At 46.3% G+C, this 24,643-nt stretch carries 20 protein-coding genes; 2 read left to right on the forward strand and 18 right to left on the reverse strand.

Going from position 1 to position 24,643, the window contains the following annotated elements; genetic code table 11:
• Nucleotides 1-113: 113 nt before the first annotated feature.
• From ABDK92_03860 to ABDK92_03880, 5 genes are all read right to left on the reverse strand, one after another.
• Nucleotides 114-578, reverse strand: a complete 465-nt coding sequence (locus tag ABDK92_03860) for a RidA family protein (protein MEN3185759.1) — start codon at nucleotides 576-578, stop codon at nucleotides 114-116.
• A 23-nt stretch (nucleotides 579-601) separates the two neighbouring features.
• On the reverse strand, nucleotides 602-1,585 hold the full coding sequence (locus ABDK92_03865; protein MEN3185760.1) for an ABC transporter permease: 984 nt from the start codon (nucleotides 1,583-1,585) through the stop codon (nucleotides 602-604).
• A 19-nt stretch (nucleotides 1,586-1,604) separates the two neighbouring features.
• Nucleotides 1,605-3,116, reverse strand: coding sequence for a sugar ABC transporter ATP-binding protein (locus ABDK92_03870; protein ID MEN3185761.1), 1,512 nt, complete (start codon nucleotides 3,114-3,116; stop codon nucleotides 1,605-1,607).
• 62 nt (nucleotides 3,117-3,178) lie between these two features.
• Nucleotides 3,179-4,129, reverse strand: a complete 951-nt coding sequence (locus tag ABDK92_03875; protein MEN3185762.1) for an ABC transporter substrate-binding protein — start codon at nucleotides 4,127-4,129, stop codon at nucleotides 3,179-3,181.
• A gap of 110 nt (nucleotides 4,130-4,239) precedes the next feature.
• On the reverse strand, nucleotides 4,240-5,265 hold the full coding sequence (locus ABDK92_03880; GenBank protein ID MEN3185763.1) for a substrate-binding domain-containing protein: 1,026 nt from the start codon (nucleotides 5,263-5,265) through the stop codon (nucleotides 4,240-4,242).
• A gap of 184 nt (nucleotides 5,266-5,449) precedes the next feature.
• Here ABDK92_03880 and malQ point away from each other — a divergent pair, with 184 nt between their 5' ends.
• A complete protein-coding gene (malQ, locus tag ABDK92_03885) occupies nucleotides 5,450-7,393 on the forward strand; it encodes a 4-alpha-glucanotransferase (GenBank protein ID MEN3185764.1) in 1,944 nt (647 codons plus the stop codon).
• Nucleotides 7,394-7,431: 38 nt separating this feature from the next.
• Nucleotides 7,432-9,288, forward strand: a complete 1,857-nt coding sequence (gene mnmG, locus ABDK92_03890) for a tRNA uridine-5-carboxymethylaminomethyl(34) synthesis enzyme MnmG (GenBank protein MEN3185765.1) — start codon at nucleotides 7,432-7,434, stop codon at nucleotides 9,286-9,288.
• Between the two features lie 349 nt (nucleotides 9,289-9,637).
• On the opposite strand, the gene ABDK92_03895 is transcribed toward mnmG, so the two are convergent.
• The 13 genes from ABDK92_03895 to lysA form a co-directional block, all read right to left on the reverse strand.
• Nucleotides 9,638-10,951 (reverse strand): glutamine synthetase family protein, encoded by a 1,314-nt coding sequence (locus ABDK92_03895; GenBank protein ID MEN3185766.1) that lies wholly within the window; start codon nucleotides 10,949-10,951, stop codon nucleotides 9,638-9,640.
• 16 nt (nucleotides 10,952-10,967) lie between these two features.
• A complete protein-coding gene (argH, locus tag ABDK92_03900) occupies nucleotides 10,968-12,404 on the reverse strand; it encodes an argininosuccinate lyase (protein ID MEN3185767.1) in 1,437 nt (478 codons plus the stop codon).
• Nucleotides 12,405-12,409: 5 nt separating this feature from the next.
• Entirely contained in the window at nucleotides 12,410-13,624 is a 1,215-nt protein-coding gene (locus ABDK92_03905) for an argininosuccinate synthase (GenBank protein MEN3185768.1), read from the reverse strand.
• Between the two features lie 17 nt (nucleotides 13,625-13,641).
• Nucleotides 13,642-14,838: an aspartate aminotransferase family protein gene (locus ABDK92_03910; GenBank protein ID MEN3185769.1), complete on the reverse strand. Its 1,197-nt coding sequence runs from the start codon at nucleotides 14,836-14,838 to the stop codon at nucleotides 13,642-13,644.
• Nucleotides 14,839-14,853: 15 nt separating this feature from the next.
• Nucleotides 14,854-15,636, reverse strand: a complete 783-nt coding sequence (argB, locus tag ABDK92_03915) for an acetylglutamate kinase (GenBank protein MEN3185770.1) — start codon at nucleotides 15,634-15,636, stop codon at nucleotides 14,854-14,856.
• 11 nt (nucleotides 15,637-15,647) lie between these two features.
• The gene (argJ, locus tag ABDK92_03920) at nucleotides 15,648-16,871 is read right to left on the reverse strand and encodes a bifunctional glutamate N-acetyltransferase/amino-acid acetyltransferase ArgJ (GenBank protein ID MEN3185771.1); all 1,224 of its coding nucleotides are present in this window, start codon (nucleotides 16,869-16,871) and stop codon (nucleotides 15,648-15,650) included.
• A gap of 13 nt (nucleotides 16,872-16,884) precedes the next feature.
• On the reverse strand, nucleotides 16,885-17,913 hold the full coding sequence (gene argC / locus ABDK92_03925) for an N-acetyl-gamma-glutamyl-phosphate reductase (GenBank protein ID MEN3185772.1): 1,029 nt from the start codon (nucleotides 17,911-17,913) through the stop codon (nucleotides 16,885-16,887).
• A 357-nt stretch (nucleotides 17,914-18,270) separates the two neighbouring features.
• Entirely contained in the window at nucleotides 18,271-19,164 is an 894-nt protein-coding gene (dapA, locus tag ABDK92_03930; GenBank protein ID MEN3185773.1) for a 4-hydroxy-tetrahydrodipicolinate synthase, read from the reverse strand.
• A gap of 12 nt (nucleotides 19,165-19,176) precedes the next feature.
• Nucleotides 19,177-20,400 carry an aspartate kinase gene (dapG, locus tag ABDK92_03935; GenBank protein ID MEN3185774.1) on the reverse strand — a complete coding sequence of 408 codons (1,224 nt, stop codon included), beginning with the start codon at nucleotides 20,398-20,400 and terminating at the stop codon, nucleotides 19,177-19,179.
• Between the two features lie 5 nt (nucleotides 20,401-20,405).
• Nucleotides 20,406-21,569, reverse strand: coding sequence for an LL-diaminopimelate aminotransferase (locus tag ABDK92_03940; protein MEN3185775.1), 1,164 nt, complete (start codon nucleotides 21,567-21,569; stop codon nucleotides 20,406-20,408).
• Entirely contained in the window at nucleotides 21,548-22,408 is an 861-nt protein-coding gene (gene dapF / locus ABDK92_03945) for a diaminopimelate epimerase (GenBank protein ID MEN3185776.1), read from the reverse strand. Before dapF ends, ABDK92_03940 begins: the two co-directional genes overlap by 22 nt.
• Nucleotides 22,409-22,420: 12 nt before the next feature.
• Entirely contained in the window at nucleotides 22,421-23,215 is a 795-nt protein-coding gene (gene dapB / locus ABDK92_03950; protein ID MEN3185777.1) for a 4-hydroxy-tetrahydrodipicolinate reductase, read from the reverse strand.
• A gap of 1 nt (nucleotide 23,216) precedes the next feature.
• Nucleotides 23,217-24,542 (reverse strand): diaminopimelate decarboxylase, encoded by a 1,326-nt coding sequence (gene lysA, locus ABDK92_03955; protein ID MEN3185778.1) that lies wholly within the window; start codon nucleotides 24,540-24,542, stop codon nucleotides 23,217-23,219.
• Nucleotides 24,543-24,643: the final 101 nt, after the last annotated feature.

The raw sequence follows: 24,643 nt of genomic DNA on the forward strand, positions 1-24,643 counted from the left end.
GTGGCGAGAAATCTTCTTTCCCTGCCTCAAAAAAATTTGTGATTTCCTCCATGAAAAGGGTGTACTCGTTCTCTATCATGGGTGCGGTCGAAGTGTAACGCATTCAAAGCAGTTTAGGCACCCAGCCTGACCAGCAATTCCAGCTCAACCGGTGCCCCAAGCGGGAGCTCGGCCACTCCTATCGCTACCCGAACGTGTTTGCCACGTTCGCCAAAAACACGGACGAGTAAATCTGATGCGCCATTCACCACTTGGGGTTGTGCCGTGAATCCCTCGTTGGAGGCAACATACCCAACCAGTCGAACAACCTGCTTAACATGATCTAGATTTCCCGTCAGTGCTTCAATCACACTCAACGCATTCAAAACACAGAGTTCTGCAGCCTTTTTACCCTCTTCAAGGGAAATTTCTTTACCCAGCTTCCCTTGATATTTAAGTTCTCCATTCCAAAAGGGAAGTTGTCCCGAAGTAAAAACAAGGTCAGCCACCTGCAGAGCTAGCACATACGAACCCACTGGCTTTGGTGGAGTAGGGAGCCTCAACCCTAACTCCTGCAAGATCTGGTATGGGGTACCCATTGACGTTCCTCCTTTATAACCACCTACCCTTGTCGTCTTATGATATCAAGATAGACGGCTCCAATGACAATGACACCGCTGACCACAATCTGCCACTCCTGAGGGACAGATAAAATCCGTAATCCGTTAATTAAGGTACTCATGATGAACGCACCCACCACCGTACCAACGGTTGAGCCTTCGCCACCACTCAGCGAAGTTCCTCCGATTACCACAGCGGCGATAGCGTCGAGCTCGTAACCCTGTCCCAACGCTGGTTGGGCAGAGTTGAGCCGCGAAGCCATCATCACCCCACCCATCCCCACGAAAACACCACACAGAGAGTAAATAATTATCTTCCATTTGTCGACATTTAAACCAGAGAGTCTTGCTGCCTCTTCGTTACTTCCGATGGCAAAATCGTAGCGACCAACCACCGTTTTGGTGAGAACAATACTGGCAAGAATAATGGAGATGACGAAAATGAGTACAGCGTTGGGAACATCAAATCCTGGAAAAAGCTGACCCACCAATGACCCCATGGCGATTTTTGAGAAACTCGGGGCGTGGGTAAAGTATATCGGTGCAGCTTTGGAGATGACAAGAGCCAGACCCTTAGCAACCATCATCATACCGAGTGTGGCAATGAAAGGGGGTAACTTCATTTTGGAAATCACGATACCATTAGCAAAGCCGCAAAGCATTCCTGTTCCCACTCCACCCAGGACTCCAAGGAATACTGGTAAACGCCAATAGGTAATGAAAACACCACTCATGACCGCCGAGAGTGTCATCACTGTACCTATAGAGAGGTCAATACCCCCAGTGATTATGACAAAGGTAACTCCCAGAGCTAACATTCCATTCACACAAGTAGCCAGCATGATGGAAACAATATTGCCGAAAGTAAAAAAGTTGGGCGAGGATAAAGAAAAGAAAATGAATAACAATAGTAAACTGCCAAACATTAAAAACTGGCGTAGAATCTCTTTTCGAAAGCGCCTCAAGCTATAGGTCGTCGTTTCCATTCCATTGATCCTCCATTACTCACTCGTTCTTATTTCTCATGGTGGCATATTTCATAACCAGCTCTTCAGTGGCCTCCTGGGCGTTGATTTCACCAGTAACCCTTCCTTCACACATCACCAGAATTCTATGACTCATACGCAGGACTTCCGGCAGTTCAGAAGAAATCATGATGATGGATTTTCCTTCTTCTGTAAGCTCGTTGAGTAACTTATATATTTCACTCTTTGCTCCAACGTCAATTCCACGGGTGGGTTCGTCAAAAATCAGGATATCGCAATTTTTCATAAGCCATTTAGCAACAATAACTTTCTGCTGGTTCCCACCAGAAAGATTTTTAACTCTCTGGGTTAGAGTTGGCGTTTTAATACGCAGCTTCCCAACATATTCTTCACATTTTTCTCTCGATTTTTTCCGATTGACAAAGCAACGAAAATTTAAGAAATTTTTCATAGAAGGTAAAATTACGTTATCTTCCACGCTCAGCCCGAGCATAAGTCCATATCGCCTGCGGTCTTCAGAGAGATACGCAATGCCATGGCGAATAGCATCAGAAGGGCTTTTGATATGTACTTTCTGACCTTTCACGTAGATTTCACCTGATTCCACAGGATCAGCACCAAATATGGCTCTGGCTACCTCGGTTCTGCCTGACCCCACCAGTCCCGCCAGACCCAAGATTTCCCCTTTCCTGAGCCTGAATCCCACACCTTTTATTTCTCTACCACGGCTTAAGTTCTTGACTTCCAGGACTACTTCGGTGTTCGAATTGATGTGTCCTTTACTGGACGCTTCATAAATATTCCTACCCACCATCATACTGATGATTCGCTCAATAGTCGCTTCTTGAATGTTTAACGTCCCAATATAGTGTCCATCACGCATTACGGTAATTCGATCGGCAATCTCCCTCAATTCTTCCAATCGATGGGAGATGTAAATAATCCCCATGCCATTTTCTCTAAGTTTTTTGAGAATCTGAAATAACTCTCCAACCTCAGCCTCGCTCAAGGTTGCTGTGGGTTCATCCATGATCAAGACTTCAGCATTGAACGAGAGAGCTTTAGCAATTTCCACCATTTGCTGTTTCGCTACAGTTAACTCTTGAACTTTTGTTCGGAGATCGATACGCATGTGGAACATTTCCAGCAACTCCTGAGCTTTGCGATTCATTTCTTCTTCGTCGAGAAAAAGGGAAAATCCTTTCCTCCTTGCTTCTCGTCCAATAAAGATATTTTGAGCAACAGTCAAATGAGGCATGAGATTGAGTTCCTGATGAACAATGCTGATCCCTAATTCTTGAGCTACCCTGGGACTGGGAATTTTAACCTCTTTACCTTTATATATGATGCGTCCCGCATCCTTTTGGAATACTCCGGTCAGAATTTTCATGAGCGTGGATTTACCAGCACCATTTTCACCAACTAGGGCATGGATCTCTCCAGGCATCAGCTCAAACCGGCAATTTTCCAACGCCCGAACCCCAGGGAAACTTTTGTCAATTCCTTCCATTAACACAAGTGGTGTGCTCATGATTTTATCCCTCGCAGTTCAAAAGAAGGTCGCAGCGCGACCTTCTTTTGAACCTTTAAACTCTACTCATACAGACACTGCTGAATCTCTGGAGAATCGATGTTACTCTTATCATACCAGTAGAAACCGCTATCAATGTGTTTGGGCAGTTCTTCTCCTTTAACAGCTTTAATGGCTGCTTCAACAGCCATATAACCCATTCCAACTGGGTTTTGGGTAATAGCTCCAGCCATGAGACCCTCTCGAATAGCATCCATTTGCTGTTTTCCAGAGTCATATCCAATGACCACGATCTGACCAACTTTATTGAGTTCTCTAACGGCATTGATGACACCAATGGCAGAACCTTCGTTGGCACCAAAGATTCCCTTTAGATTTGGGTGAGCCTGAATGATGGCTTTCGCTAAATCCGTAGATTTGAGGTGGTCTCCACCACCATACTGGATATCCACAATTTTAATGTTAGGATATTTTTCCTTAATTCGGTTCACAAAGCCGTCACGTCGATCGATACCGGTCCGACTGGTTTGATCATGGACAACCAGCGCAACTTCTCCTTCGCCACCAATGAACTCGGCCATTTTATCCGCTGCATATCCCGCTGCATTAATGTTATCGGTTGCAACTGTGGTTACGGGGATATCGCTCTCCACCCCTGAGTCAAAGCCAACCATAGGAATGCCCATTTCCTTCGCCTTTTCTACGTATGGAATCACTGCCTTGGAGTCAAGGGCCGCTAAACAAAGAGCATCGGGTTTTTTCGCCAAAGCCGCCTGAAGCATATCAATTTGCTTATCGACCATCGCTTCAGACTCTGGCCCTTCAAAGGTGATGGTAACACCATAGTCTTTCGCTGCCTGTTCGGCACCCTTTTTCACTGCCTGCCAGAACTGGTGCTGAAAACCTTTAGAAATCATAGGAATGTAGAGAACTTTTTCCTCTGCACCTGCGATACCAAAAGAAAAAACCAGCACCAAAATAACCAAAAGTAACACGCCTTGTAAATATTTCATGTTTATCGATACCTCCCTTTTGGTATTTTTGGTCTAAAACTGTTCTCGTGATTCTTTTTCTGAATCGTCAAAACCCACAGAAGCTCGTATACTGCAGAAACCTTTGGTTCTCACCCCCTTATGAGTAGTTCTCCCGCTGACTCCCGAATCACCAATTCCGGTTTCAACACCACCTCCCTTTTTTCTTGAACCTTTTCTTTTCCTTCTATTCTTCTAATCAAAAGTTCCGCAGCAATGGCTCCCATTGAATAGGCTGATTGAGTCACAACGGTAAAAAACGGGTATATTCGGGAAAGAAAATCGATGTCCCCGAACGATACAAGCGCTACATCATGAGGAATCCGCAATCCCGCTTCTTTAATCGCCGCGACCGCACCAACTGCAATGAAATTATTACCACCGAAAATGGCGGTTGGCCTCTCAAGCATTCGTAGAAGCTCTTTTGTTGTAGTATACCCTCCTTCTTCCGAATAATTGGAAAAACGAATCAGCGAATCTTCAATGGGTATCCCCGCCTCTATAAGAGCTTTTTTATACCCTTTTACTCGTTCTTCTGCGGTGGAAATTTCTCGACCTCCCACCACTATGGCAATGCGCCTGTGACCGAGATTTATCAGGTGTTTTGTCAGAATATAAGCCCCATGCACACTATCCTCTTTAACAATGTCTAAATTAAAATCTTCTGAACTTTCTAATTCACGATCTACAAGAACAATTGGGATGCGTTTTATAAGAATCGATTTCAACGAAGCTCCCTTTTTGCTTGCAGGAGCAAGAATAACTCCGTCAACCCTTTTTCTGGCCAGGATTTCAAGGTACAATGCTTCTTTTTCTTGGTTTTCATCGGTACTACAGAAAATTACACTGAACCGGTTTTTTGCCGCAATGTTCTCTACTCCCCGGGCTAGAGTGGTAAAAAAGGGATTTGCGATATCAACGATCACAAGACCAATGGTTTTGGTTTTCTGCAAGGTAAAACTCCGAGCCAGGGAATTCGGAATATAATCGGTTTCCTCAATAGCCTTCAGAACCCTCTTCCTGGTGTCAGGACTGACCCCCTTTTTTTCATTAAGAACCCTGGACACCGTCATTGCTGAAACCCCTGCTCGTTTTGCCACATCGTATATCGTGGACATATCTCCACCTTAAAAAATTTTTATGTTATCGGTAACAATTATACCACAAAATCCCTAGATGGAACAGGATAACGAAGATGTCTACCTGTCTAAGACAAAAAATTCCATACTACGTCCAATGGTTTCCAGACTCAAGGCTATGATACAATAAGAAACCACCTTTACAGGGAGTAGGTATCATAACGTGAAAAAACATGACGAAAAAGAAATCCGACGTTTGGCTCGTCAATATGGAATTGCTGAATATTACTGGAATATTCGGGGAGAACTCATTCGGACTCCTTTTGAAACCCTGGCCTTTATCGTGGAGCACCTCCAGGAAGAAGAAGGAATTTTACCTCCAGTAGTGGTCAGCAAAGGGCGACAACTTTTCCTCTTTAGCCCAATAGAAGAAGGCGAGCTTACCATCCAAAACGAACACCACGAAGAGGTTGCTTCTTATCGTTTTACCGGGCCACATATTCCATTACGCCTCCCCGACGACGCTCCATGGGGATACTATCGAGTTTTTCTTGCTTTACCAAAGACCTCCTGTACAATCTTGTGGATATTTTCACCGTTTCACTGCTATCTTCCCTCTAAAAAACTCTGGGGAATCAATGGAGCTCTCTACTCGTTCTCTACCGAAAGAAACCAGGGAATTGGTGACACCTGCGATCTGGAAATGCTTGCCCAGCTAATCCAGGAAAAAGGTGGGCGGTTCCTGGGACTTCTTCCCATTTATCTTCTGGACAAAAGTCAAGAAGCTACGTTCAGCCCTTATTTTCCTTTGGACCGTTTGTCTCTTGAGCCTCTGTACCTTCCCATGGAGAAAATAGCTCAGCAATTCACCGAACTAGGCGTTTCCTACGATGAGCATGTTTTTCAGCAAATGAAGAGCATGCCAGAAATCCACTACTGGGAGATATGGCAAGAAAAAGATCGATTTCTCAAAAGGCTTTTTGATGTGTTTTTTGATAAAAAAACTATTGCCACCCAACTGTGGGGTGATTTCCAGAAATTTCTGGAAATCCGAGGAGAGCGCCTCCTATTTGCTGCTTTTTTCCAAGCCTTTGCCGAAAAAGAAGGGCCAGATTGGAAAAAATGGCCAGAGGAAATCCGTACTGTTCAAAAAGAAGCTGTGAAAAGGGAAATCTTAAGAAATGAAAAGACCACACTTTACTATGCATTTCTCCAATGGCTCATGGAACAAAAGCTTGAGGAAATTGGGAAGCGCTTTCCCATCATCGGTTTTGACCTACCCATCGGTTCATCTCCTCAGGGAATCGAAAGCTGGATTGATCAACAAAAGATGCTTTTTGAATGCTCCATCGGAGCACCACCTGACGATTTTTCTCCTCAGGGGCAGAACTGGGGAGTTTCGCCTTTTAATCCATGGAAGGAACGTCGTGATGGGTACCGTCATTTTATCGAGCTTCTCCGCTTCAATTTTCGTTTGGCAAAGTTTTTGCGTATCGACCATGTTATGGGTTTGCATCGCCTCTTTCTCATTCCTCAGGGAGCAAGCCCAAAAGAAGGAACATATGTACGTTCTTTTTTTTCGGAAACCTTAGCTATATTAACCCTAGAAAGTTACCGGCACAAGGTTACCATTATCGGAGAAGACCTTGGTACGGTTCCTAATGCTGTTCGCCGGGCCATGGAAAAAGTAGGCATCTTATCAACCAAGGTTTTCTATTTCGAAAGGGAGGGTGATTGGCCTCGCCAACCTTCTTCGTATCCCTTCTTGAGTTTTACCACCATAAATACCCATGACATGCCTCCTTTTTTGGGTTTCCTGAAAGGAAACGATATCGATATTCGAGAAAAACTCGGCATTTTCACTAACAAAGAAAGGGAAAAGCAGAAACACGCACGAGAAATATTCATCAAAAACCTCTTTCGACTGTGGCAGGAATGGGGATGGAATGAAAAATGTCCTTTGTGGGAACACCTCGCTCGATTCCTTGCGCTTACTCCCTCTTTACTGGTAGCTATGAGCCTTGATGATATTCTGGAAAGTGCCGTACAACCCAATCTTCCCGGAACGACAACTGAGTTTCCCAATTGGCGTCATCGCCTCATTATCCCCGAAGACCTTCCGCAGAGGATTGAAAAACTCGCCCAGGTTTTCCATACCTACCATTAGAATGGTATACTTTCTATCCGGAAAAAGGAGGTTTCAAAGTGAGGGAACAACACTACGAAGTTATTGTAATCGGTGGTGGTCATGCTGGCTGTGAAGCGGCATATGCCGCTTCACAGATGGGTCTTTCTACTCTTCTTGTAACTACTTCAATCCACCATATTGCCCTCATGCCATGTAATCCTGCTATTGGTGGTCCAGGAAAAGGCCATGTGGTCAGGGAAATCGATGCTTTAGGAGGTCTTATGGGGAGGGTCACTGATCAATGCACCATTCACATTAAAAAAGTAAACACGGGTAAGGGCCCAGCAGTGCAAACTCTTCGAGCCCAGACACAAAGAGACCGTTATAGCCTTATCATGCGGGAGTTCCTCGAAGCAAGTTCTAATCTTTATTTCTTCCAGGGAGAGGTCGAAGAAATCTTCGTTAACCACGAAGGGAAAGTGTGCGGTATCCAAGTTCGGCAAGGAACAAAGTTTTTTGCTCAGGCTGTAGTCGTTTGCACCGGGACATTCCTCAACGGTGTTGTTCATATTGGAGAGCTGCATTTCCCCGCTGGAAGACAGGGAGAATTTCCCACTCAGGCATTAAACCGGTGTTTAAAAAATCTGGGCTTAGAACTCGGCCGTCTCAACACTTGCACCCCACCGCGCATTGACCGTCGGACCGTCGATTTTACTCATCTCGAAGAACAGAAAAGTGATACCGAACCACTCTGCTTTTCTTTTGATGGTGAACCACACATATACCAGGGGGCTTCGGTCTATATTACCCGTACTACCGCAAAAACCTGCGAAATCATCAAACAGAATTTCCATCGTTCACCTCTCCTTTATTCCATCGCTGAAAGCTCACCAGTTCGGGAATGCCCATCGTTAGAAGACAAAGTATATCGATTCCCAGAACGAGAACATCATCTCGTTTTTCTAGAGCCTGAAGGGAACACAACCAATGAAATTTATGCTCAAGGCATTTTTACTTCGCTTCCCGAAGAAGTCCAGTGGGAGATTGTTCGTTCTATTCCGGGATTAGAGAATGCCCACATTATGCGACCTGGATACGGCATCGAGTATGATTATCTTTTGCCCACCCAGCTCAAGGCGTCCTTGGAGTGTAAATCAATCGCTGGTCTTTTTTTTGCCGGACAAATCAACGGCACTTCTGGTTACGAAGAAGCAGCTGGCCAGGGGATTATCGCCGGCATCAACGCCGGTCTTTACGTCCAAGGAAAGCCGCCGCTTATTTTACGCCGTGACGAGAGTTACATCGGGGTTATGATCGATGATCTGGTTACCAAAGGAGTGGAAGAGCCGTACCGACTCCGCACCGGAAAGGTGGAATATCGCCTCGTTATCCGCCACAGCAATGCTCACCTACGTCTTTCTCGATATGGGTACGAAGTAGGAACCCTCACCTGGGAACGATACAAAAAGGTACAGCACGAACAAAATCTGATTGAGCAAGAAGTAAAACGCTTAGAAAATGTGGTGCTTCCTCCTCAAAGTAAACTCAACGCACTTCTTGCACAAAAAGGAACCACCCCAATCAGAGAACCGGTTCGAGCGTCCGTACTTCTCATGCGACCTCAAATTACTTACCATGATCTGGCTCCTTTCGATCCAGGAAGACCTTTTCTCCCACCTCAAGCGATCGAGGAAGTTGAGATCGAAATCAAATACCGTGGATACATTGAGAGACAGATTCGGCAAATTGGGGAATTTCGCAAAATGGAAGAAAAGCAAATTCCACCCGACTTCGATTTTTCCAGGATTAAGGGTCTTTCTTCGGAAGCTCGGGAAAAACTCCAGAAGGTGAAACCCACTACCCTCGGTCAGGCTTCCCGCGTTGCAGGTGTAACCCCTGCCGATATCGTAGTTTTGAGTATTGTCTTAGACTGACGTGAGTCCTCTACTAACCACTCAATATACCATGAAAGCCGAGGGAAATTGTTCTTCTGAAAGAATGGTAACCGTAAATGTAGTCAGAGGAGGAATGGAGTGGATCTCATCGTTTCTGACAATATGAAACTGGGACTCTGGACAGTAGAAGTATCGAATACCACCGGTTCGAAGCTGGGAATTCATACCCAACGAAGGTGACCACCTCGACAGGAACGTCTCTTTTAGAACAACCATCAAATGCCAAGAAACACTTTTAGTTCCGGTTTCCGATCAAACGAAAAAAATCAAAGCATAATAATGCGAATCTCTCTACCAGGTGCAAGAAATATTGCACCTGGTAGAGAGATTAATAGAGTTCGAGATACCTTTCAATTTCCCAGGGGTGTACCCGCTCTTGGAATTCCTGCCACTCCCGCTGCTTTGCCTCCAAAAAGTAGTTCAGGATATGAGGAGTGAGAGCCTCTTTCACCACAGAGTCTTTTTCCAGTTCCCGCAGAGCCTCCTCCAGAGTTTTGGGAAGGTTACGAATTCCCCATTCCTCTCTTTCTTCGCAGCTCATGTGGTAAAGGTTGAGACTATTACATGGTTTTCCTGGGTCCAGTTCTCGTTCCACACCGTCCATACCCGCTTTTAAAATACAAGCAAAAGCAAGATATGGATTACATGAGGGGTCAGGGTTACGAAGTTCAGCCCGAGTTCCCTTACCTCGTTGCGGTGGAACCCGAACCAAAGGACTGCGATTCTTTTCAGCCCAGGCAATATACACCGGCGCTTCGTATCCAGGAACTAACCTTTTATAAGAATTGACCAAAGGATTAGTAATCGCAGTGAGGGCTGGAGCATGTTGCAGGAGTCCAGCAATGAAACCACGTGCTACGCCACTCAGACCATCAGGTCTGTGAGGATCATAAAACGCATTTTCGCCATTCCTGAAGAGCGAAAGATGAGTATGCATACCCGAACCTGGCACCCCATAAATTGGTTTGGGCATGAAAGTGGCCACATACCCTTTTCGGGTTGCCAGAGTTTTTACGACCAGCTTCAAATTAATAATACTGTCGGCAATCCTCAGTGCGTTACCATACTCAAAATCGATCTCATGTTGCGAGGGAGCAACCTCATGATGAGAAGCTTCGATGTTCAGTCCCAGTTCTTCTAAGGCAATAACCATATCCCGACGCAAGCTCTCTTCAAGATCAAGGGGCAAAAGGTCGAAATAGCTTCCATGGTCACTGGCATGAATTCTCCCGTTCTCATGTTTGAGAATGAAAAATTCTGCTTCAGTCCCAACCTTAAATTCGAAGCCTTTGTTTTCCACTTCCTGAATGACTCGTTTCAAATTACTTCTGGGACAACCCTCAAAGAAACTGCCATCCGACTTATAGACATCGCAGATGACACTGGCAACGCCTTCTTCTTCCCAGGGACAGGTGACAAAAGTGTTGATATCCGGTACAAGTTTCATATCTGATTCCTCAATCCGGACAAAACCCTGGATGGAAGACCCATCAAAGTTCACACCCTCTTCGATGGCAACCCGAAGTTTTTTCGCTGGAATCTCCACATTTTTGGGAATTCCCAGAACATCCACAAACTGGAGACGGATAAACCGGATTCCCTTTTCTTTCACCTCTTGAAGAATTTTCTCCATCGAATCCAAAATTGAACAACCTCCTCTATTCACCAACCAACTCTTTGAAGCTTTTCCACCATTTGTCTTGCCAGAGTTTAACCTTATCCGTTTCCTGCATCAAGAAGGTTCTACACCTTTCAATTTCTCTTTCCACCTCTTTCTTTGAAGCACCGCCAAAAGAGATTTTGCGTTCTACCGAAGTCTCTTCATCCAATCGTTGTTGCAGTTCTTCACTAAAAAGGTTACGATACTCTCCCAAATCCTCTTCTCTGAGTTCGTGAAGTGTTCTTCCCTCTGAAGCGAGCTTTCTGACAATCTCACCAACCAGAGCATGGGCCTTCCGAAAAGGCATACCGTGCTCTACCAGGTATTCGCAAAAATCAGTTGCGGTGAGGAAGCCCTCCCGGAGGGCTTCTTTCATCCGATCTTCCCGAGGAAAGATATGAATCAACAGTTTTCCTGCAATGGAAAGGACTGAAGAAACCTCCCGAATAGCTCGAAACAGCGGAGGTTTATCTTGCTGGAGGTCTCGGTTATAGGTTAGAGGAAGCGCTTTCATGGCGACACTCAAACTGAAAAACGAAGCAATAATTTCGCCGCTTTTCCCTCGAATGAGCTCAGCAACATCCGGATTCTTTTTCTGGGGCATGATGCTTGAACCAGTGGTAAACGCGTCATCAATAGTGATAAAACCAAAATGAGGAGTGCTCCAGAGCACGATTTCCTCCCCCAGACGGGAGAGATGTAAAGCGAGAATGGCAAGGTTCCCCAGAAATTCCAGGATAAAATCCCTATCAGCCACAATATCCATGCTGTTTTCTTGTACCGTTGGAAAGGCAAGAAGAGAGGCCACATAAAAACGGTCAATGGGAAGAGAGGTTCCAGCCAGCGCTCCAGCTCCTAAAGGCAAAAGGTCAATTCTTTTTAAACTATCCTCTAACCTCTCTATATCTCTCAGGAACATAAAACAGTACGCCAGAAGGTGGTGTGCAAAGGGTACTGGTTGAGCTGGCTGAAGGTGTGTATATCCAGGCATGACGAGAAAGCGATATGTTTCAGCCTTTCCGAGGAGCACCTGAATGAGGGAGAGAATTTGGGTTATGGTTGCAGCAACCACTTCTCGCAGAAAAAGCCGCTCATCAAGCACAATCTGGTCATTCCGGCTCCGAGCGGTATGGAGTTTGCCAGCCACTTCTCCAATGTTTTCTCGTAAGGTTATCTCAACCAGGCTATGGACATCTTCAAAGGGAGATGGATCAATCTTCCCTTCCTGAAGGAGTCTATAAACCTCACGCAGTCCTGCAACAATTTGTTGTGCCTCCAAAGAGGAGAGGAGACCAGCTCTTTCCAGACCCAGGCAATGGGCAATACTCCCCCAGATGTCGTACCGATACAGGATTAGATCTTCACCGATAGAGGTGGAAAAGGAAGCCACCTCTCGGTCAAGCTCCTTTTCCATTCGACTTCCCCACAGTTTCATCCTCTTCACCTGTCTCCTTTTTTTGCCTTCTTATGCACGATGGATTGAGTACGAATAGGGAGCCCCCAGAGCTTGATAAAACCTTCGCTAGCTCTATGATCGAAAAGATCTCCCCGATCATAGGTTGCCAGTCCAAAGTCATAGAGTGAATAATCTGATTTCCTTCCTACAATGGTCATATTACCTTTAAAGAGTTTCACCCGTACCACTCCAGTAACCTGTTCTGCTATTTTCTCCATAAAGGCATCAAGTGCTTCTTTGAGGGGAGAGTACCAAAGACCCTCGTAGACAAGCTGGGCGTACCTTTCTTCCAGGTATGGCTTGAAATGGGTTACATCTCTGGGCATGACCAAATTCTCCAAATCTTTATAAGCTGCAAGCAGAATCAAAGCTCCAGGGCATTCATAAACTTCTCTGGATTTAATACCCACCAGCCGGTTTTCCACGTGATCAATCCTACCAAAGCCATGTTCTCCACCGATACGGTTGAGTTCCGCCACAAGATTAAAAAATGAATAGTACTGTCCCCGAAGAAGGGTTGGAACCCCATTTTCAAAACCAATTTCAAGATATGCCGGTTCATCAGGGGCTTCTTTGGGATTTCTGGTCCACTCAAAAACCTCTTCCGGTGGCTCAACCCAGGGATCTTCCAAAACTCCACATTCAATACTCCGCCCCCAGATATTCTGGTCAATACTGTAAGGACGTTCCAGGGTAGCTGGAACCGGAATGCCATTGGCATTGGCGTACTCAATTTCCTGTTCCCTGGTTAAACCCCAAATCCTTGCCGGAGCAATCACCTTAAGATCAGGGTTGAGAGCCACAACCGAGACTTCGATACGAACCTGGTCGTTCCCTTTACCGGTACATCCGTGCGCTACAGCCATGGCACCTTTTTCTTCCGCCACTTTAACCAGGTATCTGGCAATAAGAGGTCGGGAGAGCGCTGTAGCCAGAGGGTACCTTTTTTCATATATAGCCTGTGCCCAGAGGGCAGGAAGCACGTACTCCTTCAGAAATTCTTCCTGGACATCAAAAACAAATGCTTCCTTAGCTCCGATACTCAACGCTTTTTTTTGGACTTCCTCCACATCTTTACCCTGTCCTAAATCGAGCGTCACCGTGTACACATCAGCATCGTATTGCTCCTGGAGCCACCGAATTGCCACTGAAGTATCCAGTCCGCCTGAATACGCTAAAACAATCCGATTTTTTCCCATCTCTACGCCTCCATTCCCTATTTTTCCATTTCTCGGAGCACTTCCCGCAAAATATGAATTCCCATTTTCAGGTCTTCCTCGCCAATGACCAGAGGAGGGAGAAATCTCACCGTGTCATCGTTACAGGCATTGACCAAGACTTTTCTCTCAAACATTTTTTGGGCAAGTGCTTTTGCCTGCCCGGGAATTTCAAGTCCGGTCATAAGACCAACAACCCGTATATCACTCACCCATTTGGGGAACTCCTGCTGGAGGTCCTTCAGGTGTTTGGCAAAAAACTCACCTTTACTTCGCACCTCCTCAAGGAAACCCTCGTCACTCACCGTATCAACCACCACGCAGGCTGAGCGGGCACAGACGGGGTTTCCTCCAAAAGTACTGCCATGCTCTCCCCGCTCGGTGAGACCCACAATTTTTTCGTTCACCAGAACTGCCCCAATGGGTAATCCTCCACCCAGCCCCTTAGCCAGCGTCACAATATCCGGCCGTACTCCAAAATGTTCAAAGGCAAAGAACTTCCCCGTTCTCCCCATTCCACATTGTACTTCATCAAAAATCAAAATGAAATCCCGTTCATCACACAGAACTCTAAGAGCATGCAAAAAAGCACTATCACAAGGATAGATACCTCCTTCACCCTGAACAGGTTCAACGATGATTCCACACACTTCGTCATCAAGCACGCTTTTTACACTTTCCAGGTCGTTCAGAAACGCATGGTGTATCCCCTCGGGGAATGGTTCCAGATGGTGGTGAAATTTCTCCTGACCAGTGAGCCCCAAAGTGAGCAGGGTCCTTCCGTGAAAGGAACGATGAAAGGAAACAAATTTATAGCGGTTTCCATGTTTTTTCCGCCCGTAGAAACGAGCCATTTTGCACGCCACTTCATTGGCTTCGGCTCCACTGTTGACCAAGAATACCTGGGAGAATCCAGAGTACTTCGCCAACCGCTCGGCCAGTTCCACCTGGGGTACGTTATAATAAAGATTAGAAGTATGTAGAAGGCGGTCAACCTCTCCCTTAATTGCTTCAACGAGAGGATGATAACCATATCCCAAGATATTCACAGCGATACCGGCCATTAGGTCAAGGTATTCATTTCCCTCGATATCGAAAAGACGAACTCCCTCACCACGTACAAAAACCGCTGGGAAACGGTTATAGGTGTTAAGAAAATATCGCTGTTCCTTTTCGATAATTTCCTGAGAGTTCATAAGAACAGAACCTCCTTACGGGATAATTCGTGTCCCACGCATCGGTCCTCCAGAAAGAAAAGAAACGAGGTTCTTTATTTCTTTCCCTTCACCAATAAAAACCTCTTTCACACCACCTTGAAGAACCTCTTTCAACATGGTCAATTTAGGAATCATGCCCCCCCTAATTCGTCCCTCTGCTAAAAGAGCATCCATCTCTTTCAGGGTAAGTACTTCAACAAGTGAATGCCGGTCATCTGGATCGCTCAGCACTCCGGGAACATCCGAAAAGAAAATAAATTTATCCACCGAGAGGGTTTGAGCCAGTTTTGCTGCAACCCAATCTGCATTCACATTGAGGCTTTCCCCCCGGGTATTGACCGAGACCGGTGAAATCACCGGCAAAAAACCCCCTTCCCAGAGGAGTTCTACTAGTTTAGGGTGAATACTTTTCACTTCTCCTACACATCCGAGATCCACATCTGCGCAGTATTTTTCAGCTGTGACGAGAAAACCATCTTTTCCACTAATTCCACAAGCGGGGACTCCCTCCCGCAGGAACATACCTACCATCATCTTGTTGAGAAGTCCACTTAAGACCATTTCGGTGATTTCCATGTCTTCAGGAGTCGTTACCCGTAAACCGTTCACAAACTGGGGCTTTCGACCCAGCTTCTCCATCATCAAAGTAATCTGGGGACCACCGCCATGGACAATGACCAGTTTCACTCCTTGCGAGAAAAGCTGTGATATGACTCGAGGAAAGACCTCTTCTCCGGGATGGAGCACTTTTCCACTCACTTTGATAACCACCCGCATAGTTTTCCACCTCAACTATAATGGCTATTTATTTTTACATAGTCAAAAGAGAGATCACAAGTCCAGACATTGAACATGGCTCCTCCTAAGTGAAGGTCGATCACCACCTGAAGCTCCTTTGATTTCATGGTATCCTGAAGCATCTGGCGGGTAAAAAGATCGGCCCTCATCCCTTTCTCGACAAACTTGACTCCATTAATGGCAACTTCAATCCGCTCTGGTTGGATTTCTACACCACTGCGCCCAAGTGCAGCCATTATCCTACCCCAATTTGGGTCCTCACCGAAGAAAGCCGTTTTAACCAGTGGTGATTCAGCCACAGTAAAAGCGCACTGCTCGGCTTCCCTCTGGTTTCTTGCTCCTTTTACCACAATTTCAACAAATTTGGTTGCGCCCTCACCATCCCGGGCAAGGTCCTTAGCCAGTTCTTGACAGACAAAAAAGAGTGCTTCCTGAAAAAGCTCAAAGCCCTCGCTTCCTCTTTGTAAAAGAGGCATCCCACTTTTCCCATTCGCCAAGAGTAAAACTGTATCATTGGTGCTGGTATCACCGTCCACAGTAACACGATTGAAGCTCACATCCACCGCTTCCTTAAGAAGGCACTGCAAATCTTCCTTTTCCAGCGCGGCATCGGTAACGAGAAAAGCAAGCATGGTAGCTAATCTGGGCCGAATCATCCCTGACCCTTTGGCGATACCAGCAAGGCACGCCGTTTTCCCTTTCCAGGAAAAAGCCACAGTCCGTTCCTTGGGGAATGTATCGGTAGTCATGATCGCTCGGGCAGCTTCCTTTCCAGATTTATGGTGGGGAAGCAATCCCCGTAAGGTGAGAAGTCCTTTTTCTATTTTTCCTATGGGTAAGAACTCCCCAATCACCCCGGTCGAAGCCACTGCAACAAGACGCGGGTCGCCAATTCCAAAGTATGAGGCTCCAATCCGAACCACTTCTAAAGCATCCTGTTGTCCTTTTTCACCCGTACAAGCGTTGGCCACTCCACTATTTACGATAACAAGCTGTATTTTCCCCATTTCTCGAAGGTGAGTGCCGGTCACAAGAACTGGTGCAGCTTTCACCAGATTCTGTGTAAAAACCCCTGCAGCAACAGCTGGAACTTCGGAAAGGATCACTGCCAAATCATTTTTCTCCTTTTTAATTCCACAACATATCCCCAAAGAACTGAATCCCTGAACGGCATCCAATCCTCCTTCAAGAATCTCGAAACGCCTTTCTTTCATATTCCGTTCCTCCCTATGGATAGAGAACCGTCACTGGAAGTCCCGTTTTTTCGTTAAGCCCAAACATTACGTTCATATTCTGTACCGCTTGTCCCGAAGCTCCTTTGGTAAGGTTATCAATGGCAGAAATAACCACGACTTTTCCTTTACCAAGCTTTTTTAAGCTCATGTCAATAAAGTTTGACCCCAGAACCCATTTCAGCTCTGGAAATTTTCCCCGAGGAAGAATCCGTACCCATGGTTCTTCGGCAAAGTATTTTTGCCATGTTATCCACAGGGTTTCTTCCCCGACGTCGTCTATAAGATCAAGGTAAATTGTGCTCAGGATTCCCCTTTTCAGAGGTAAAAGATGAGGTACAAAGGTCAAGCTCTCTATCTCACCCCACTGACCTAACTTCTCCTCTATTTCCGGTTGATGGCGGTGTTCACCAACCTTATAGGCCTTAAAATTTTCATCCACTTCACAGAAATGGACATCCTCTGTAGCCTTTTTTCCGGCCCCAGAAACGCCTGATTTGCTGTCGATCACCACCGACCGAAACCGGATACCTTCACGCAGGAAGGGGTACAAAGGAATGATGACCGAAGTCGGATAGCAACCTGGATTGGCTATGAGCATAGCCGTGCGGATGGTTGAACGGTAAATTTCTGGAATACCATATACAGCCTCATTCACCAGAGACTTTGCCCGGTGTTCCAGATGGTAGTGTTTTTCATAGATGTCGATATTTTGAATCCTGAAATCAGCCCCCAGGTCAATCACTCGGGTTGCTTCGAGAAGAAAAGGTACGTAATCCATGGCTAAACCATGAGGAAGCGCAAGAAACACGACGTCAACTTCCCGTGCCCACTCGGCAAGTTCCTGTTTACGAAGAGTGCAATGTATCCTTCTACGCAAAGCGGGACAGTACTCTTCAAGTTCCACTCCAGCATAACTCTCACTCGTTACCCACTCAAGGCGAACTCCGGGATGATTTTCCAAAATGCGTAAAAGCTCAAGACCTGTATAACCAGTCGCACCAATGATGCCAGCTCGGATCATGAGCATCCACTCCTTCGTTTCACGAAATAAAAAAACCTCGCCGCAAGACGAGGTTTCTACACAGCCCACAGGGGTGTAAACACAGTTTACACGGTGCCACCCTGCTTTACTCTTTTGGATAACGGTCCTACCGATACTCCTACTTAGAGGAAAATCCTCTTTTCTTCAGAGCAAGCTCCAGAGCTCTCGCTTTTTTGGTTTTGCAGAAGGCTCCCACCTGTTTCTTCCTCGCTTGAGCAAAACTCAAAAAAGCTTCTCCCTCATCGCCCTTTCCTCTATTCAACTATCCTATTACTTTATATCGCAAAATGGAAAAACTGACAAGAGCCTGAGGGATATTTTATCGCGACTCGTCACTCAACATCTTGAAACAACAGATAATCCCTCCAGAACTCTCTTTAATTTTTCCTCCTTTTCCTTTTCCAGTGGACAAAGCGGTGGACGGGGTAATCCTACCCGCCATCCAAGTATGTTCAGAGCTGATTTAATGGGGATAGGGTTTGTGGAAAGAAAAATCGCTTTAAATAGTGGATAAAGCTTAAGATGAATTTGTAATGCCTCCTGAATTTGTCCTACAAAAAAGGCATGAATCATTTTCTGAATTTCCTTACCAACGAGGTGTGAAGCCACGCTCACCACACCACTTCCTCCGAGAGCCAGAACCACGAGCGTCATATTATCATCACCACTGTAAATATGGAAGGCATCAGAAACAAGCGACTTGACCCGGGAGATTTGGTCGGGACTTCCTGAAGCTTCCTTCAAAGCTACAACATTGGAAATCTCCGAAAGACGCGCTACCGTCTCCGGTTCGATATTCACTCCAGTCCGCGAAGGAATGTTATAGAGCATAATGGGTATGGATACCGCTTCGGCAATGGCTTTAAAATGGGCATAAAGTCCATCCTGAGGCGGACGGTTATAGTACGGTGCGACTCCAAGGATTCCATGCACACCAAGTTTTTCAGCTTCTTGAGAAAGACGAATCGATGACCGGGTATCGTAACCACAGGTACCCGCGATCACCTTTATTCGGTCACCAACTTCTTCAAGGGCTACGTCAAAGAGTCGGAGTTTTTCTTTCTCAGAGAGCGTTGGTGATTCACCCGTGGTTCCAGCCACCACCACTCCCTCGGAACCATTCTCACAGAGCATCCGCAACAAATCTCGAAAAACCTGGTAATCAATCTCGAGATCACGATTAAACGGTGTTACTACCGCTGTCAGAACCGCGCCAAAATTTCCGTACATGCCTCTCCTCCTCTAACAGGCCTGTAATTCAAATTTCCGATGGAGAACCCGTATCGCTTCCTCCATCACCTCCTCCCTAACAAGACAGGTAATAGTGACATGCGAATCGCTGGTCTGTAAAATTTCGATATTCACTCCTTTTAAGGCTTCTACCACCTGAGCCATTACCCCTGGGCGATCGGCCATCCCTGATCCCACTAAAGAGATTTTGGCGCAGGGCGACAAAATCCTTGCCGTAAAACCTTCCTGGGTGAGGATGGTTTCTACTTTTTTGGTCACTCTTTCATCAACCACAAACGCTGCTTCTTCAGGAAAAAGATTGATGAGGTCAATACTGATTTCCCGCTGGGCCAGAGCTTGAAAGATAGAGAGTTTCTTTTCCAAGTCTGCACCGAAATGAATCCGCACCTGCGACAGACCCTTTTTGTAAGCGATACTGTATACAGGTTTTTCCGTTGCCAGCGCTCGTAAACCCTCCTGAGCCAAGGTTCTAATATCACAGATGAGGGTACCCTTCCCTTCGTCGCTCAGGCTCCGTACTCGGAGTGGGACCCGGTATTCTCGAGCTAAATTCATAGCCTTATGATGGAGCACCTTGGCTCCCTGTTGAATAATTTCAGCTGCTTCGGTATAGGTTAACCCCTTTAAAATCTGGGCTTCAGGAACGATGCGAGGGTCTGCAGTCATCACTCCTTCTACATCAGTAAAGATATCCACATAGTCAGCCTCCAGAGCAACCCCCAAGACCACCGCTGTGGTATCACTTCCACCCCGGCCAAGTGTAGTAATCTCACCATTTTCTGTAACCCCTTGGAACCCCGCTACCACCACCACGTAACCCTGCTCGAGATATTCTTTAATTTTCTCTCCCTCGACTCGAAGAATCGAAGCATCTCCAAAACAGGAGTCGGTGATGATACCTGCCTGTCCTCCAGTTAAGGCCACACTTTTCATCCCAAGCCGACGCAGGGTCTGACTCATCACCACCGAAGAAATGATTTCTCCACAGGACATAAGCAAATCAAGGTCGCGGGGATCAAATTCAGCATACTCTTCCCTAGCAAGGGCAATTAAAGTATCCGTAGCATACGGTGCACCACTCCGACCCATTGCCGATACCACTACTACCGGCGAAAATCCCTCCTCTAAGGTTTCTTTAATCTTTTGCGCTGCCTTTTCCCGTAAATCCCTGGTATGAACCGAGGTACCACCAAATTTTTGAACCACAATACGCATTTTTCTCACCTACCCAAAGCGATTCGAATTCGTTCCATTGCTTCCTGAAGTCGCGAAGAAGCCGTGGTAATGGAAATTCGGACAAAGCCCTCACCAAATTTTCCAAAACCAATTCCCGGCGTTACCACCACCTGAGCCTTTTCCAGAATGAGCTCTGCAAAACCCATAGAGGTGAAACCAGAAGGAACCGGAATCCAAACATAGAATGTTGCCAGAGGAGCCCGAACTTGAAATCCGAGATTCTGGAAAGTTTCCACCACCATGTTTCGCCGTTCAACGTATATAGGAAGGATTGTACCTAAAATCTCGTCCACTCGCTCAAGTGCCTCCACACCTGCCCATTGAATGGCGTTGAAAATGCCTGAATCGATATTGGTTTTGACCCGTCCCAGCGCCTCAACCCACTTGGCATTTCCCACCGCGAAACCAATTCGCCAGCCAGTCATGTTACAGGTCTTAGAAAGCGAATGGAACTCGATCGCCACCTCCTTCGCCCCTTCAACCTCAAAAATGGAGGGCGCCCGATACCCATCGAAACTGACCTCGGAATACGCTAAGTCATGAGCAATCACAAAACCATAACGATGAGCCAGCTCCACAACATTCCGGAAAAACCCAAGAGAGGCAATCTGCGCCGTGGGGTTATTTGGGTAATTGATGAAAACGAGCTTGGTCTTCTCCAAAATGCTTTCGGGAAAAGAATGAAAATCAGGAAGGAAGTCGTTTGCCGGTAAAAGTGGCAGAGGCAAAGGAATACCCCCGGCGAGCATGCTCCCAATTTTATAGACCGGATAACCCGGGTCACTGGCCAGAACGATATCCCCGGGGTTCAGGATGCACCAGGGAAAATGAGCGATGCCCTCTTTCGAACCAATCAGGGCCACTACTTCTTTTTCAGGATCCAGGGAAACCCCGAAGCGCCTTTTATACCAGGAAGAAACAGCTTCACGAAAAGCCTGCAAACCCCGATATGAAGGATAACGGTGGTTTTCGGAATTTTGAATTTCCCGGCACATCCTCTCCACAATACTTGCTGGCGTTGGGAGATCCGGATCCCCAATCCCCAGATCGATGATATCCTTTCCTGCAAGCCTCGCTTGTTCAATTTTTTTTTCGATTTCTGCAAAAAGATATGGCGGAAGATTCTTTATCCGTTCAGCGACGTCCACGTTTCAATCACCTCTTCTGAAATTTTTCCTTCAAAAACTTCGCGTGCTGGACCTTCCATATAAACGTGTTCATCGTCTTCCCAAGATATGAAAAGTGCTCCTCCAGGAAGGCGAATCTGAGCGCTTCGTTCGAGCACCCCGTTTAGCACTCCGGCAACCAGTACCGCACAGGCGCCAGTCCCACAGGCAAGGGTTGCTCCGACCCCTCGTTCCCAAACCTTTACCTCCGCTTCGGTGGAATTGATCACCTGTACAAACTCCACGTTAGTTCGCTGCGGAAAAAGAGAATGATGCTCAATCTTTTTCCCCCATTCCTCCCAATCAGAAGGCGTCTCAAAAATCACCGCATGGGGATTTCCCATGGAAACGGCCGTAAAGCGAAAAACTCGATTTTGGAGGGTAAGAGTTGCTCCAATGACACGTTTTCCCTCCATATTAACCGGGATTTCCGCCGGGGTAAGACGTGGTTTTCCCATATCAACTCTGACGTATTCCACTTTTCCATCGCACACCAGAACTTTGGGAAGAATGAGGCCTGCTCTCGTTTCCACGGTAAAAGAAGAATTTTTTACCATACCTCGCTCAAAAGCAAACTTGGCTAGACATCGAATGCCGTTCCCACACATCTCGGCTTCACTACCATCGGCATTAAAAATGCGCATGGAGAGATCCCCCTTTTGGGATGGACCAGCAATAATGACCCCATCAGCACCAATGCCAAAATGGCGGTCACAGAGTTTCTGCGATAAAACCGAAACCACAGAAAACCATTGCTCAATTTCACTGTACCTTACAACAATAAAATCGTTTCCCAGCCCTTCCATTTTTACAAAGTGCACGGGTCTTCCTCCTCAAAACCCCAGTATCGATTCAAGACCATAGTAAAAGCGGGGCTCTCGAAAAACGTGACGTATGGCTATCATTACCCCGGGCATAAATGACGAACGATCGAAGGAATCGTGTCGGATAGTGAGAATCTGCCCTTCTCCTCCAAAAATGACTTCCTGGTGGGCGACAAATCCTGGAAGACGCACACTGTGAATACACAAACCGTGATACTGACCACCCCGAGCACCGGACACCAGTTCCTGTCCTTTGTCTTGAAGGAGAATTCCTTCTTTTTCCATCCCTTCAGCAGTTTTCAACGCGGTACCCGAAGGAGCATCTTTTTTTTGGGGGTGATGGTATTCAATAATTTCGGCATGCTTAAAATATCTGGCAGCCAACCGGGCGAATTGCATCATGAGCACTGCTCCCAAAGCGAAATTGGGAGCAACCATACACCCAATCTTTTTTTCTTCACAATCCTTTTTTAACTGTTCAAGTTCTGCGAGGGATAGACCGGTGGTCCCAACGACAAGATGGAGGTTCCACGAGAGGAAACGAGGCAAATTCTGTCGCAGAGCTTCTGCGTGGGTAAAATCACACACCAACTGAGGTTTTTTCTCCTCTACAATTTTTTCCAGGTCGTTATCGACCATCACCCCTATCTGGCCAACACCAGCCAGCACCCCAACATCCTCTCCGCAATCCCTCTGATCGTATGCACCAACAAGCTGTATGTCATTTTCTTTTGATAAGGCCTTCACAACCTCTTTCCCCATTTTCCCTGCCGCCCCGGATACAAGTACTCGAATCGCTTCCATCTTACTTCCCTCCTTCACCGGTGGGTTCCGGAACAATATCTCTCCGCACCAGGTCACCAAAACTTTCTGGTCGCACCACGAGTTCTGCTTTTCCATCCTTCAGAAAAACGACTCCTGGCCGGGGAATTAAATTATAATTTGAAGCCATAGAATGGTTATAAGCTCCAGTGCCTTCGACGACCAAGATATCACCTGGTCGAGGCCCAGGAAGTTCAATCTCCGGAATGAGAACATCTCCCGACTCACAACACTTTCCCACCACGGCAACTTTTTCTAAAGTAGAACCGTGGACCCGATTTCCCATCACTGCCTGATACTTTGCCCCATAGAGGATATGACGAGGGTTATCGGTCATTCCTCCATCCACTGCCACATATTTCCGTACTCCAGGTACTTCCTTGACCATCCCTACCCGATAAATAGTGCTTCCAGCCAGGTTCACTATCGATCGTCCTGGTTCTACGATGATTCTTGGTAGAGGATAAGAAAGCTCAGTACATAAGTCTTTAACCTCGTTGCATAGTGCTTCCACGTAAGAGGAAATCGACGGAAACCGGTCTTTGTCTGCATCAAGATATGGAACTCCCAACCCACCGCCAAGGTCAAGTTCCAAAAGGATGTAATGATATTTCTTTCGAAAATCATCCATGAACCGGAGCATCACCTGGGTAGCTTTCAAAAACGGTTCCAAGGTATCGATCTGGGACCCAATGTGGCAATGTACTCCCCGACCCTCGAGATATGGAGACTCAATGGCTCGCTTGATGGTTCTCTCAGCAATCCCCTCAAGGAGAGGAAGACCAAACTTGCTATCCACTTTTCCGGTGGTAATGTAGGCATGAGTATGTGGGTCAATCCCTGGGGTGAGGCGAAAAAGAACCGGTACTCTGATGCCAGCTCCTTTGGCCTCTTCCAAGAGATAGCTCAATTCTTCTTCACTATCGATGACCCATCGACCAACGCCCTCTTTGAGGACTAACTTTCTTTCCTCTTCAGTTTTATTATTACCATGAAAGATAATCCTCTCAGGAGGAAAACCAACTGTATAGGCCAGGTAATATTCTCCTCCTGAGACCACATCGAGCCAGAGGTTCTCTTCTTGAACCACCTGGCACATATAAGAGCACAGAAAAGCTTTCCCCGCGTAGGCTACCTGAAAGTCATGGTAATGACGAGAAAAAGCCACCTGATACGCTTTCATAGCGGAACGAACCATTTCCTCATCAAAGACGTACAAAGGAGTACCCATTTTGTCTGCCAAGTCGACCACATCTACACCAGCTATTTCGAGGTGGTTTTGAGAATTGACCTTTTTGTTTCCCAACATAACCTCTGCCTCTTTCTTTTGATTTTTGGTTTTCTTAACATAAGAAGGCGGCTTTGTCAATAAAATGTTGTCTTCCGTAGAGAGGATTTTAATCGCTTATA

The organism is Atribacterota bacterium, assembly GCA_039638595.1.
GTDB lineage: Bacteria > Atribacterota > Atribacteria > Atribacterales > Caldatribacteriaceae > Profundicultor > Profundicultor thermophilus.

Coding starts and splice junctions, on each gene's coding strand:
- ABDK92_03875 (MEN3185762.1), bottom strand. CDS start 4,129: ATGAAATATTTACAAGGCGTGTTACTTTTGGTTATTTTGGTGCTGGTT.
- ABDK92_03865 (MEN3185760.1), bottom strand. CDS start 1,585: ATGGAAACGACGACCTATAGCTTGAGGCGCTTTCGAAAAGAGATTCTA.
- dapB (MEN3185777.1), bottom strand. CDS start 23,215: ATGGAAGCGATTCGAGTACTTGTATCCGGGGCGGCAGGGAAAATGGGG.
- ABDK92_03880 (MEN3185763.1), bottom strand. CDS start 5,265: ATGTCCACGATATACGATGTGGCAAAACGAGCAGGGGTTTCAGCAATG.
- argB (MEN3185770.1), bottom strand. CDS start 15,636: ATGCGGGTGGTTATCAAAGTGAGTGGAAAAGTGCTCCATCCCGGAGAA.
- ABDK92_03905 (MEN3185768.1), bottom strand. CDS start 13,624: ATGGGAAAAAATCGGATTGTTTTAGCGTATTCAGGCGGACTGGATACT.
- ABDK92_03910 (MEN3185769.1), bottom strand. CDS start 14,838: ATGAACTCTCAGGAAATTATCGAAAAGGAACAGCGATATTTTCTTAAC.
- dapG (MEN3185774.1), bottom strand. CDS start 20,400: ATGCGTATTGTGGTTCAAAAATTTGGTGGTACCTCGGTTCATACCAGG.
- argH (MEN3185767.1), bottom strand. CDS start 12,404: ATGAAACTGTGGGGAAGTCGAATGGAAAAGGAGCTTGACCGAGAGGTG.
- argC (MEN3185772.1), bottom strand. CDS start 17,913: ATGATCCGAGCTGGCATCATTGGTGCGACTGGTTATACAGGTCTTGAG.
- dapA (MEN3185773.1), bottom strand. CDS start 19,164: ATGTACGGAAATTTTGGCGCGGTTCTGACAGCGGTAGTAACACCGTTT.
- lysA (MEN3185778.1), bottom strand. CDS start 24,542: ATGTTGGGAAACAAAAAGGTCAATTCTCAAAACCACCTCGAAATAGCT.
- ABDK92_03870 (MEN3185761.1), bottom strand. CDS start 3,116: ATGAGCACACCACTTGTGTTAATGGAAGGAATTGACAAAAGTTTCCCT.
- argJ (MEN3185771.1), bottom strand. CDS start 16,871: ATGAAAGAAAGGCGTTTCGAGATTCTTGAAGGAGGATTGGATGCCGTT.
- ABDK92_03860 (MEN3185759.1), bottom strand. CDS start 578: ATGGGTACCCCATACCAGATCTTGCAGGAGTTAGGGTTGAGGCTCCCT.